Genomic DNA, 14,090 nt, shown 5'->3' on the forward strand with positions numbered 1-14,090 from the left:
TACTCCTTTATTTATTCATCATTTTTAAATTATAGCCGGACTTCCACCCGGAAAGAACTCTTCTTTCGGACGTTCTTTGATAAGCCCTCAATTTTCCTATATCAAAAACCAATTGAAAATCCCTTTCATGCAGCAAAAATTCGGAAAGCTGGTTGCATGAATATATTTGTAGATCGTCAACAAACAAAATCCCCCCTTGTTTCATCATATAATTCATATAGAAAAAGTCTAGGAAGACGCTGGGGTAATTGTGATCGCCATCGATAAAGCATACATCAAATATGGGCTTGATCTTGCTACTTTCCGCGAGCTTAGGTAAAGCCCATTCTGAAAAATCTTTGATCATCTGTAATTTGCTTGAATCCAAGTGATAAGCTTGCATACATCTTAGGATTCGATCAAACAATTCCTGATCGGGTGCTATTGATACAACTTTAGTTGGGTTTAAAAAAGAAAACAGTAACGTTGAATTACCTGCACCCGTTTCTATGAAATGAAGACCATCACCATGATTTTTCAAGAATATATAAATCTCGTTTAATTGGTCTGAGTTAAATCCCCCTGTAGTCCATGTAACCCCACCATCCCATGTGTGAAGTTTCGGAACATTATTTAGGTAATTCATAAAATCATCCATATTTGTCTCCTTACTTAGCAGAGCAGAAACCTGATTCAAGCTTTTCACCTGACTGAATGGCGTGACTTGTCTTATCCAGTTGATAACCTCTAAAAAAGACCGACCAAATATATAGTATCCTTTTAAGTAAGGCTGGCAATCAGATTTTACATACACAATTTTTTGTGTCGTTCTATCCACACATTCTATATCGGATAGCATCATATCTTTGTCTCCACTCTGGATAAGAATTTCTTGACAGTTAGGGATTGGCATCAAATTATAACCCAGATATTTGTGCGAAAAAGGTGAAATCATCGCTTTCAAAATACAAGATTCTATGCGATCAATTATGCGGTTTAAATTTCTTGATGTTTCCTGATGATATGCCCGAGGATCTTTCTGTAGACCGGTGATCTTCTGTAATAGTAAACCTCTAAGTTTATAATGAATAATGGGTATAATATCTGATCTGTTTAGCTCACTAGAATTTCGTTTATCACCGCCAATAATTAGATCGTGAAATCCCTGGTTTAAATGAATTTCAGCATGGTACTTAAATACTGGGAACTTTCGCAAAGAGTCAAAACCTCGGTTAAGACGGTATCGAATATCTATTTGATAAACCCAAGTGTAGTTTTCACCATAACTCCAACGAACAGTGTTTGACTGCTTATACATTTCCGTGAGCGTTGGTGGTCGATACTGATAGTTAGTAAAATCACACTTGTCAAGATGATATACCATCCTACCAAAGTTATTCAGCCCTGGAAAAACATCTAAAATAAACCCAGCAAAATACTCAATCCCCTTGTTCATTCCGACATCTATATATCGGCGTAATACTGATTGACCTTCCTTTTCAGGGTTGTCGGGAAAATCGGGTAGCGAAATATACTCATCGCTATCAACAGTTATACACCAATTTCCCCGACAGTAACAACTTAGCAATATCTCAAGCCAAAAAACCTTCGCATATCTAAACCTTCCCACAATTGGATACCATATATAGACATCATCGTACTCAAGATCATGTTTTACAGGATGAGCTGAGTAATCGTCAACCATAAAAAACTTTGTCACTCCCAGATCTTTGTAATAGTTGTACCAATCTTTAAGGTCAGGTTCATCTTTGACACAACTCAAAAGAATCATATCATTTTCGTTGATCTTTACCAATCCATTATTGTCTTGCCTCCTCAGTGTCCATTTTTCCAAGATTATTGGTTCGATAACTTCTATCATAGTGCGCTGAATGTCTTGCAGTTCAAGTACATACTGATTTCTAAGATTTTCAGAATATGTATTTTTAAAAAACGAACTGAGGTGATTAAAAATGTTAGAATACTTCAGCTTTGCGTCCTCGTCTACATAGTTAGTCTTATGGAGTCCCAGTGACTGGCATTGAATCCTTCCATGCAAGGGATTTAGCTTTTCGTTAATTTCAACTACTACAGGCGACAAAGCATTTTCTGTTACAAATCTTCTAAAAGGAAAGCTTTTGTCGATAATACTTTTTCCTTGATAACATACATATTTCCGTTCCGGATGCTTAACCATTATACTTAACATGGCATCTAGCTCATCCCACTGTCGAGGTAAAAGGTCATTATCGTAGCCTATCTCAATATAATCTTCCATCTTAAAGGAAACTCTCCCACAGGTTCCGTCACCCCAGTCGCCTTGAAACTGGTGAAAAATACAATTATACTCGTGCGTCTGAAAAACGTTGATGATGTGTTCTCCACCTTTAAAACCTGTGTAGTTATCACCATCCAGACTCGCATAAATACGACCATTAATGATATTTTTAAAGGAGTTTTTAGCACGGCCAAAGTGCCATATATCTAACTCTGATGATCGATAAAAACAAAGAAATCCTGACTCAATATCATTGTTAAAATTGTTTTTAACCCATTTTTCAACTAAATCATCGGAATCAAAACAGACCAAAATAAACTCAACTCGACCAATGCTGCCACGATTATCTTCCAAATTTTTTGGAAGAGTTGCTTTAATATCTTCAAAGCGATTCATTAAGGGAATGCAAAAAGAAAGTTCAATTTGAGCCATTATGATTCTCCAATAACAAAGAATTAATTAAGTTATAAAATTCCTTAGAGAAGTTTTCTTCCTCTTGCCCGCTACAAGAATCTAATGCCTGTTTTCCCATGATCTTCAAATTCTTAGAACCCATTTTATATGCTCTAAGTAAAGCTGTCCCAAGTTCTTCCTGTTTGGAATATTTAATACCCGTGTGTCCATCAACAACCTCCGTTTTAAACATACCAACCTCTGGGACAATAGATGGCAAAGCAAATGTTGTAGCTTGGTAGTAACTACCAGAAGTTGTAATATTTCTATATGGAAGCACAGCAACGCTAGCACAGCAACATAAATAAGCCAATTCTTGATCTGACAATCGTCTATTAATAATAGCTATCCGGGCTTTAATTTTCTCATTATTCTTTTTTAAGAAATCATTTAATTCTTGATCATATATTTTTCCTGCTAATATAAGAAGTGAGTTTTGCATCTTAGAACTTTCAATTTGTTGTAGGAAACACTGAATCAATTCCATTGCACCCTTATAAGGACGGAGCATTCCAAAACACAAAAATATAAAATTATCTAATAATGGCAAATTTTGGATTTCATGTGGCATAACAGCTCCAACTTTTTCCATTGAATCATAAATTGGATGTTTTAATATTTTCACTTTGTTGGAAAGCTTCTTTCCGGTTATAGACTCCAAATCATACAACAAATCTGGAAAATGAATTAAAATTATATCTGAAGCTGAACACATACGACTCAAGCAAATTTTATTGAGTTCAACTTCTGAGGCTGATAGATCGTGATCAAAAAGATTGTGTACAGTCCAAATTACTTTTCCACCGAAAGCTCTCAAACATTGTAAACAGTTAAAATAGTGGTGTGTAGTTGCGATAGATAACTCATCGTTATTCTTTCCCTTGTAAATTTCCCCGAGCCAATGCTGATGAAATATTATTCTCCCGGGATTATGAAAAAAATCATCGAAAAGAAGAAGCACATCATGATAATTAAGACCTTTGAAAAAGATGTTATTTTTCTCGCAATCTGAATACATAATTTTTTGATAATTATTAGCCTGATAGTCTGGAGTAAAAATTAGCTGGGTATTGGTTGAATCAGAAATCAATAATTTATCTGGAAATCCCTCTTGGCGATGGCATCTAATCTTTTCAAGTTCAAGCCACCACATTTGTGGATATACATCCAAACAATTTTTGTATAAGTCTGCGGCAAGGCTATAATTTCTTTTCCAGAATTCAGATCTAGCTTGTTTGATGAGTTTATTATCCATAACAGAATATTTATTTAGATAAAGTAACGTATTTATATTGAGATTTTATCAACTATTAAATCATACTGGTATTTTAGATAGTTTATAATTTTTAAATAATGTATCATTGATTATTGCTTGGTATTGAAAATGATATTCTTCTAGCTCTTCCTCAAGCTGGTGCAATTGTATCAACAGTAGGTTTTTTTCCTGTTGCAAAAACTCAACTTTAATGTTCTCACCTACCATCTCTTCATCGTAAACACTCAATTGATGGTTAGTAATATAAGTCAAGCTATAATAGTCATTCATTGTCGTTTCTACCTTTTTTCCATCCACCAACGCCGACTTAACCGACTCCACAGCAGGCAACCCCTGCAACAACAAACCCAACCCCCGCGACACCCCACAACCCGGCACCGCCAACACCTCAGCCACCAGATCCTCCAACAACTCCCCAGTCTCAGCCCCATCCAACTCCCGAACCTTATCAAACTCCTGCGCCAGACCCGCCGCGATTTCAGTCCACTCCTGACTGTCCAAATCTCTCAAAGGAGGCAACTCCCGCCAATTTACAGGTTCTGATGCCTTAACAAAAGCCAACTCCTCATCATCAATATCCACAATCACCCGCGCACCCCAGACCAGCTTATACAAAAGCCCCAAAACTATATTCGGTATCCGAGGCTTCGACAGATGCACCACCTCATAGGGATGCGCCAAAACCAGACCCAAAGCCTGCTCCACAAACCGCCCCTCATCCGCCACCGTCACCGTATGACAAGGAATCTGGGTTCCCCGAATCGGCTCCCACACCTGCCCCCCGTACCGAGGAAACAGACAGCCAATCAACTCCACCTCAGCCCAACCCCCATACAACTGCCCCAAAGTATAGGCACGCCCCGCAGCATTGTGGGACAACTCCCAACCACAGACCCCCACCCGCAGGCGCTCCTTCCCAGCATCCGCCATCACCGATCGCCCCTGATGATGACCCACCGCATCCACCAAAACCCCTTCATCGGAGCCATGCCAAACCCCCACCAGCCCCGGTTCATCTCCCGTCAAAGCCTCATACATCCCCTGGCGAATATCATCAGCACTCCGGGCACGATTCCAAATCCGCAACTCAGACAACTTGCCATCATTAAAGCGCTTCCCATCAGAATGAGCCATCAACCGCACCGTCGCCTCAGTCCCCACAGCCTCCGGCTCCCCGCTCCAATCCGCCTCTCGCCGGAGGACCCCATCAAAATAAATCCGCCCGTATTCCCCCACCTTCCGCACACAAGCCACATGAACCCACTCATGGAGCCTCATATCCTCTTGGGGAACCCAGTCAACCGGTTTAGCAGAAGCCTCCCCCTTGCCAAAATACCACTGAGCCCTCTGGCCATCCTTTAACCGAAAGCAGAACTCATTCTGCCCGTCGCTGACAAACTTAGAGATAATCTCCGTCCAACCCTCCGGCCACCGTCGCAAATACAGCCAAAACTCGACCGTCAAATCCCCCGTAATACTCAACTCCTGACTGTGGTCAATTTCCCCATAGGTCCTCAACTCTGGCCGAAAATCCACAACTGAACCCCGACCCGACCCCGGAGCCACCCGCCAATATTCTCCCCATTGCGCCGCCGCTTCCGGCCAGCGTCCCAACCCCATCAAAGCCAACGCCAACCGTCGCCGGATATCCGCCGCCCCCGGATACCGCTCCAGCAGCCACTGCCACTGCTCTACCACATCTGGCCAGCGTCCCAACTCCACCAGCACCCCAGCCCAAAGCCGATGCACCTCCGGCCTATCAACCCCCAACTTGACGGCCCGACGCAACTCCACCACGGCCTCAACCGGACGTTCCAACTGCACCAGGGCCCGTCCTAAACCCAAGGAAGCCTCCCCGGACTCTCCCAACTCTAGGACCACTTGGCGATACTGGTCTACGGCTTCCGACCACCGCCCCAACTTCTCCAAAGCCTCCGCCAAAGCCAAACCCCACTCACCCACCTGGGGATTTATTTCCCAACTGCGACGATACATAGCCAGGGCTTCATCCCAGCGCCCCCGTAGCCCTTCGAGTTTCCCCAAATAAAAATAGGCTTCCCCCTGGTCAGGTTGTAACTCCAGAGTCCGGCGCAAACTCGCCTCAGCCCGGTGTAGGTCTGTTCCCGCCTCCACCAAAGCCACCCCCAAACCCAACTGCAATTGGGGGTCATCACCCTGAAAATCCGCCGCCTGCTGCAAATAACCCACAGCTTCGGTAAACCGTCCTTTAATCAAAAGTATGTCTCCCAGTTTGATATGGATTTCAGCATTGTGGGGTTCGATTTTCAAAGTGCTTTTATAAAACGTAACTGCTTTATCTAATTGACCTTGACTTCTAAAAGCATCTGCTAACATTAAGGAAATTTTGGCATCTTTAGGATTAGCTTCTAAAGCCCTGTAATAAATTTGTAAGTCCTGGGGATTGGCTTGAATAGCCTGCTCATAAGCCTGAGAAATTTCTTCGAGATTTGGGGGAACTTGATATCGGAGTGCATCCCCTAATTTTTCATGGATACAAGGCAAATCAGACTTAATTTCGATCGCATCTTTATAAGCCTTAATCGCCTCATCCCACCGCTGCAACTTCGACAACGCCTCACCCAAATTGTAGTGAGACCATCCAAAATCATCCTTCAGACCGATCGCATTTTGATAAGCCTGGGCCGCCTCATCCCATCGCTCCAACTGTAACAGAGCATCCCCTAAGTTATTATGAGACCAAAAGAACTCCGGCTCAAGAGCGATCGCATCTTTATAAGCCTTAATCGCCTCATCCCACCGCTGCAACTTCGACAACGCCTCACCCAAATTGTAGTGAGACCATCCAAAATCATCCTTCAGACCGATCGCATTTTGATAAGCCTGGGCCGCCTCATTCCATCGCTCCAGTTTTAACAGAGCATCCCCCAAGTTATTATGAGACCAAGAGAACTCCGGGTTAAGAGCGATCGCATTTTGATAAGCCTGGGCCGCCTCTGACCATTGTTCCAACTTCGACAGTGCATCCCCCAACAGGTGCCGAGTTTGACTGTCCTCCGGCGACTGTGCCGCCACCCCACCCAACACCTCAACCGCCTCATCCCAGGCTTCCAACTGCACCAAAACCCTACCTAACTCTCGTTGGGGTTCCAGCCAGTCCTTGTCTAAAGCGATCGCTTTTCGTAATTCAATCGCCGCCGGTTGCCAATCTTCTCGCAGCGCTAGGGCTATACCCAACTTCCAGTGAATTTCTGCCACTGTCCTATGTTGCTGTAGGGGTCTAGTGTTTCTGCGCCGACTCTGTGTGATCAGGAATTGAGGAGACTTAATAGACATAAGGGGGATGCTCTCTCTAGTCGCTATAGGACAGGATTTGTTGGTGTTACCCTAGTAAGGCTTGGTTGGGGAACTATTGCTGATGCAACTTGGCTTTCCCAGTCTCGCCTAATTCAGTATAGACGACGCTCATCTAAAAGTGCAAGGCAAAAACCCAAAATTGATGTTGATCACAGTCATACTAAATCACTCATAACTTGAGATTGTGATAGTTTGATGTTTTTTGATGTTAGTATCTTGAGAGTTTTTGTTAAATTAAAAAAAAACCGATTTTATCGATTTTCAATTTGTAGTTACTGGGAATATCTCCAAAATTATATATCCTAAATATATCCCCTTATCCATTATCATTGTTTTCGGTTTCCTGGTAGGCGTACTCCTTAGATTTTTTAAACGCTTCGATCGCCTCATCCACCCGTCCCCAACCCTGCAGAGCATCACCCAACTTCTGATACACCTCCCAATTCCCCGGATTCAACTCCAGCACCCGGCCATAAATCCCCGCCGCCTCCGACCAATTTTCTCGCTCCAACTCCAGGTCCCCCAACACCTCCCAAACCGAGACCCAATCCGGCACCAGAGCCACTGCCCTTTGATAAGCGACGATCGCCTCTGACCAAGCCTGCATCACTACAGAAACATCCCCCAAATGCACCCACATTTCCCCATCATCAGGAGCCAAAGCCACCGCCTTTTGGTAAACCCCAGCCGCATCAGACCATTGCTCCAACGCTTCCAAAGCCTGGGCTAATAGCTGCAACACCTCCAGGCGTTCAGGTTCCCTATCGAGAAGGTGACGGCAAATATCAACACAGCCCTGCCAATTTTCCGCCCCCGCTGCGGCGATCGCCTCTTCCCAGGCTGGCTGACCCGGTGGTGGTGCAGAAGCCACCCCCCCTATAGGGATGTGATTTTGCCGGGTTACAGGTTCTTCTACCCGCCGCTGAGGAGGTTTCTGGCTGTCTACTACCGGGGAACTAACAGATTGCACTGGGGGCAAAACTGCCATGGGTGGAGACGGTAAAATCTGGTGGTGAGAAGTAGGTAACTGAGATTTATAATCTTCCCCTATGGGAGTAGGGGCAAGCCTCCTGCGGTGCCCTCCCAGCCAACTGAAACCAGGAAAACGCTCCCACCAAGGTCGTTGTGGCTGAATTGGTCGGGGGGGTGTCGGTTCCCGACGTTCCGCTAACTCAAAGCAAAGGCGATAATAGGTCATCGCTTCTCCCTGTCGTCCCAAATCATAGAGGGCTTCGGCTAACTGTTGATGAGCTTTAGCACTGTGGGGGTGGGTAGTAACAGCCACCTGATAACAAGCGATCGCCTGAGTTTTTTGTCCCCTACGCCATAACCCCTGAGCCAAATTCAAACATTCCCCCAGGGAAGCTAGTTCCGGTTTTGCCTGGATAGCTTCAAACAAACAGTCCAAAGCCTCAGCCTCTTTACCCAAAGACCCCCAGGCGCTGGCTAAACTCCGATAAATGCGGGGATGGGGTTTTAACTTCACAGCTTCCTGTAAGCTGACGATCGCCTCTGGGTAGCGTCGCTGTTGCAGACACAATTCCCCCAACTCCTGATGCCATAGGCCATTTTTCGGTTCCAAAGCGATCGCCTTTCGATAGCAGCGTAGGGCTTTACCATATTCCCCCAAACCCACCAGAGCCCTCCCCCAGATACCATATGCTCTGGCTTCCCTCGGTCGCCACTGCACCACCTGCTGACATTGCTGGACACAAGCCTGATAGCGCTTTTGCTGATATAACTCCGTGGCCCTTTCCAAAGCGACATCGACATCAGGCGGCGCAAAAGCCCCACCCCCTGGCGGTGGCAACTCTTCCGGTATTTGTCCCCCAGCAATTAAACTCAACACCCGCGCCTGACTAGGAGGTAGGCTTTTGTTACTATGGCGTAAAGCCTTAGACAGATTTTCCAAAGCCATCAACAGGCGGGGATTTTGTTCGAGGGCGCGCCCATAACAGGCGATCGCATCATCCCACTTTTCCTGAGCCACCAGTGCTTGTCCCAAACTGTTGCGAGACTCAAAAGAGTCCGGTTGCAACTCCACCGCGCGCCGATAGGCGGCTTCCGCTTCCGACCACAAACCTTGAGCCGACAGAACCTCCCCCAAATTGTGATAGGCTTGGGAATCGTGCGGCGATCGCCTGACCACCTGACGATAACAAACCTCAGCCTCCTGGAGTCTGCCACTTTGTAAAAGGCTATTACCCACCGCCAAAAACTCGGAGACTTCCCCCTCTTCTGGCTGCAAAATCAAAGCCTGATATCGACAACTCACAGCTTGCTGAGGTTTTCCCAGCTTATGCCACACTTTACCCAAATTCCGATGAGCAGCTACCAAGTCTGGCTGGAGAGCGATCGCCCTTTCATAGCATTTTATCGCCTGTTCCCAGCCTTGCATTCTCGCCGCGAGACTACCCAAATTCGTGTGAATTGTCGCATCTTCCGGGTTTAACTGCACCGCCTTTTCAAAAGCCGCCACCGCCTCCGGTAATCGTTTCATCCCCAACAAAGCCTTACCCAACAAGGCGTAAATATTCGCCGTCTCTGGGTCTAATGCCAAAACCTGCTGACACAGACTCAAAGCCTGCTGAAATTGTTTTTCCTGCAAATTCGCTTCCACCTGTGCCACCATATCCGATAGTGGCTCCGCTATAGTTTGAGGAATCTCTAGTTTCTCCTGACTTGCGCTTTCAGGTTGGGGCGGGGGCGGGGGCGGGTCTTTCCTTTCAACCACAGATTCCCTGTAACCAAGAGTCTGCGCCCTTTGATACCAATATTGTGACCAATATTCATCTCCCCGCTGTTGCCAAACTTTACCCAATAACTGACAGGTGACAGCAGAATTAGGGTCATGGTTGAGGGCTTGTTCACAAGCAGCCATGGCGGCATGAATGTCACCACTTTGGAGATGAAATTCAGCTTGTTTCTGAAACCCGGCGGCTAGGGCGGTTTCGCTCAAATTGGGAAAATTGATCATAGGAACCTTGGACATTGATGGCTGGGTGAGATCATGTTTCTGGCTAGGAGTCGGAAGGCTGGCTGTATCGGTGGTGAGTACAGAGTCTAGCAACTGTAGCAAGGTCTGTGGGTTAATCCAGATATCTTCTGTTAAGGCTGTAGGATACATCAGTTGTCGGAGAGGATAGCAGTCTAACGCTTCTCCGGTGATGTAGTAGTGATGGAGTCCCAGTTGCCGACTTAACCCCCAAAAGTAAGGCCTAATGTAGTGGGGAGACATCAGTTCAATTATCGTCGTTTCAGGCTGACAGAAGATTAAATTGGTTAACCCGCTACCGTGGGATGCTACAATCACTTCTGCTTGGGAAAATACTTGAGCCTGTTCTGCGACAGATAGGGTTTCTGGGCTGATGGTAATAAATCCCCGCTGCTGCAATAGGGCGGCGATCGCTTCTTCATTTAACAACCGCCGATATTTGGCGCTATGACGGCTGATATAGATGAGCTTTGGTGTTTTTTGACCTAATTTGGATTTCTGTGTGTCGGAGAGTTCCAGAAAGCCCTCTGAGTTCAGGTTAACGCCTAGGGTGTCCTCCTGTAGCCAAGTCCGACGATGCCAAGCTAACACCCAGGGTGGTGGATAGCCTACGGGTCCGGCAAAATCAGGCACTAAAAGCTGATCTGCTTGGATATGGGGGTGAATGTCGCTTTCGACTATTTGCGATTCTGGTATACCTAACCGTTGCAGGGTTTCTCGTTGGAAGGGGTGACGGATACTGTTGACTACAATGCGATCGATATCCTGCCAATTGTAGCCAGCCTGTCGCAAAATTTCTAATCGCGGCAGTACATCAACCATCCAATGAAAGTAAACACTACCCGATATTCCTGATACTACCGCAACAGTTCCGGCGATCGCCTCTGCTTCTGTCAGTCCATCCTTCGCCAAAATCGGGTGGCGGCGAGGGTCATGGTTACGGCAACCTGGTAAGGGAGTCGGATAAAATCGGGAAAATTGTGGCAGCATCTCCCCTTCCGCGTTAATTATGGCGGTGGCGTTACAGACTTTCCACCAATTGCGACGCGGATCAACAATCGCCCGCCCCTGGGGTAAAATTGTCACCTTTCCGGTGGGGTTGCATAAAGGTAAAGGCGCTGGGGGTTTCAATTTGTATTGATGGCTGCCTAACTGTTGGGGGGCAAAGTTTTCTATAATAGGCTGTAGGCAAGGATAGCAGTCTAATCCTTGACAGGCTGGTAGGTCGGGGTCAGCAGCCGGTAACTCTGGTATTGACGGAATGGGTTGAGATAGGGGTGGGCTGGTTTCCGGTTCGGCTGTTAATAGTTCTAAACTCTGATTATAATGTTTTTGGGCTTCTTTCAGGCGACCCTGTTCCCTCAGAATATCTCCCCAAGCCAAATGGGCGGCGGTGAAGTCCGGTTGCAGTTTTAGGGTTTTTTGATAGTATTGTTCGGCGGAACCAAAGTTCTGGTATTCTGCTAGGGCTTGACCTAAGTGAAAGTAGGTTTGGGCTAGTGTGATCACACTTACGGATATGTCGTTTTGATTCAGTGCTTGTAGTAGCTGGGCGCAGGCTTTTTGGGCTTCCCCTAAACTGCCATCAACGGCTTGCTTTTCACTTTCGGTTATATAGGCGGTTAACAGGAATTCCTGCCCTTTAATGGCTTCTTTTAAATGGGCGATCGCTTCTGGAAAATCTGCTAATTCCATCAGTGACCAAGCTAAATCACTATGGATACCCGGAAACTCTGGCGCTAGGATTAACACTTTTTGGAAGCAGTCTAGGGCGGCTATATGGCTTCCCTGTTGTTGCAGCGCTTTCCCTAGGTTATGTTGAATTATGGCACTGTCCGGTTGCAGTTGTACGGCTTTTAAAAAGGCGGCGATCGCCCTATCCCAATCCTGTTTTCCTAATAGCGATCGGCCTAGGTTATTATGGAGGCTGGCAGTCTGGGGCCATTTCTTCAGGGCGGTTCCGAGAATCTCTAAGGCGGTTTTATATTCCCCCCTTCCTACTAAAATACCCCCTAAATTACTATAAGCCATGGGGGTTTCCGGTTCCAGATAAATGGCGTTTTGATAGGCGGCGATCGCTTCCATTTCTCGCCCTTGCTTTTGTAGGATTAATCCTAAGTTATAATAGGCGTTCGTGTAGTTCGGCTTGTGGATTATCCCTTGACGGTAAGAGGCGATCGCCTCCTCTATATATCCCAATTTTTCTAAGACAAATCCTAGATTATAATGTACCTCCGGCCACTGAAAATAAACCTCTAACGCCCTTCTATACCAATCTACCGCCTTGCCATAATCTTTCTGCTCCTGACACAATAAACCTCGCTCGGCTAGGGCTTGAGCCGCTGGGGATGGTTGGTTTATCGACTGGTTGCTAACCATCATCATTCATGTATTTTTTCTGTATACATCGTCACTTTTTACCCATTAATAATAAGTCGAATTTACAGCCATAATCTATCATTACCAATTTCTCAAAATATCCCTCACCATCTAGGCTAAAACAACCTCGACTATTATCCGGTCAAATTTCACAAATCTTAATATATTGTCAAAAACATCGGAATTTAGGTTAAGAAAAGTCTCCCGATCTACCACCTACTCAACCACTAGATTAAATCGAAGCTGTCGGAGTCGAGGTCATCTAAGCCTTCTCCTAAATGCAGAATCGGAATCGCTTGTCCATTGCCGTCAATGTAATATAAAACGCCACTGGTAGAGTTATAAACCAGGTTAGCCCCTCCCGTATTGGTGGGATTGTTCGGATCAAAGTTAGCAATTGTGGTAAACTCACTATCAGCTAGGTTTCCCGCCCCTCCCAACATATCAAAAATATCCGCATCTAATTCGATGCGATCTTCACCCACAGTAAAATCTGTGATGGTGTCGAGTCCAAACAACTCTTGAATACTGAAGGACTCCTTATCGGGGTCACCAGAAACCAGGCTAAAGGTATCAGATCCTTTACCCCCCGTCAGAAGGTCATTACCTTTCTCGGCAAAAATGCGATCGTTCCCCTGACCACCATAAACGGTATTATCCCCTCTACCACTATGGATAACATCATCACCCTTACCACCAAAGATCAGGTTATTTCCCGGCCCACCAAACACGGTGTTATTACCTTCGACACCGTAAATGGTATCGTTACCAATACCACCATAAATTAGGTCATCACCCTTATCTCCAGACAGGATATTATTACCTTCCCCGCCGTAGATGGTATCATCTCCCTGACCTCCGTGGATGATGTCATCACCCTTACCACCAAAAATCAGGTCTTCTCCCTCGTTACCAAATAGGGTATTATTGCCTTCTCCAGCGTAGATTGTATCGTTACCTTTACCCCCATAGATGCGATCGTCTCCTGAACCACCATAAACGAGGTCATCTCCCTCATCTCCAAATAGGGTGTTATTGCCTTCTTCTCCAAAAATGGTATCGTTGCCTTTACCTCCGTAGATGAGGTCATCTCCTAGACCTCCAAATAGGCAGTCCTCACCCTTGCCACCATAGATGATATCGTTACCCTTGCCACCCGCGATCGCATCATTCAGGTTCCCACCAATGATCAAATCACTACCTTCAGTACCCACAAAGCGGTTTTCCTGGTTCATAAACCCTTCGATGATTAAGCCACCATCGATCGCATTGGGATTAGGCCTGCTTAGGCCTGCTGCTGTGGGGCTGTGTGGGATTAGGTATTAATTCGGCGGTCATGGTAATTCATTCCTGGTAGATTCACGGTTGTACTCAAAAACGTAACACAGTGATAT

At 45.7% G+C, this 14,090-nt stretch carries 5 protein-coding genes; all 5 read right to left on the reverse strand.

Features of this window, described 5'->3' with window-relative positions; genetic code table 11:
* Positions 1-7 precede the first annotated feature (7 nt).
* Positions 8-2,689, reverse strand: a complete 2,682-nt coding sequence (locus N39L_RS04920) for a class I SAM-dependent methyltransferase (RefSeq protein WP_043468032.1) — start codon at positions 2,687-2,689, stop codon at positions 8-10.
* Complete coding sequence (locus N39L_RS04925; RefSeq protein ID WP_014274475.1) at positions 2,676-3,965, reverse strand: glycosyltransferase; 1,290 nt, start codon at positions 3,963-3,965, stop codon at positions 2,676-2,678. Before N39L_RS04925 ends, N39L_RS04920 begins: the two co-directional genes overlap by 14 nt.
* A 60-nt stretch (positions 3,966-4,025) precedes the next feature.
* The gene (locus N39L_RS04930; RefSeq protein WP_050856761.1) at positions 4,026-7,301 is read right to left on the reverse strand and encodes a tetratricopeptide repeat protein; all 3,276 of its coding nucleotides are present in this window, start codon (positions 7,299-7,301) and stop codon (positions 4,026-4,028) included.
* A gap of 337 nt (positions 7,302-7,638) precedes the next feature.
* Positions 7,639-12,696: a tetratricopeptide repeat protein gene (locus N39L_RS04935; protein WP_231852097.1), complete on the reverse strand. Its 5,058-nt coding sequence runs from the start codon at positions 12,694-12,696 to the stop codon at positions 7,639-7,641.
* A gap of 227 nt (positions 12,697-12,923) precedes the next feature.
* On the reverse strand, positions 12,924-13,931 hold the full coding sequence (locus N39L_RS04940) for a calcium-binding protein (protein ID WP_014274478.1): 1,008 nt from the start codon (positions 13,929-13,931) through the stop codon (positions 12,924-12,926).
* Between the last annotated feature and the right edge of the window lie 159 nt (positions 13,932-14,090).

Origin of the sequence: Limnospira platensis NIES-39, assembly GCF_026000695.1 — a bacterium.
GTDB classification, from domain to species: Bacteria; Cyanobacteriota; Cyanobacteriia; order Cyanobacteriales; family Microcoleaceae; genus Limnospira; species Limnospira platensis.

What these genes read in the sequence shown, in the direction of transcription:
- N39L_RS04925 (WP_014274475.1), bottom strand. Translation starts at nt 3,965, where the DNA reads ATGGATAATAAACTCATCAAACAAGCTAGATCTGAATTCTGGAAAAGA.
- N39L_RS04920 (WP_043468032.1), bottom strand. Translation starts at nt 2,689, where the DNA reads ATGGCTCAAATTGAACTTTCTTTTTGCATTCCCTTAATGAATCGCTTT.
- N39L_RS04940 (WP_014274478.1), bottom strand. Translation starts at nt 13,931, where the DNA reads ATGAACCAGGAAAACCGCTTTGTGGGTACTGAAGGTAGTGATTTGATC.
- N39L_RS04930 (WP_050856761.1), bottom strand. Translation starts at nt 7,301, where the DNA reads ATGTCTATTAAGTCTCCTCAATTCCTGATCACACAGAGTCGGCGCAGA.
- N39L_RS04935 (WP_231852097.1), bottom strand. Translation starts at nt 12,696, where the DNA reads ATGGTTAGCAACCAGTCGATAAACCAACCATCCCCAGCGGCTCAAGCC.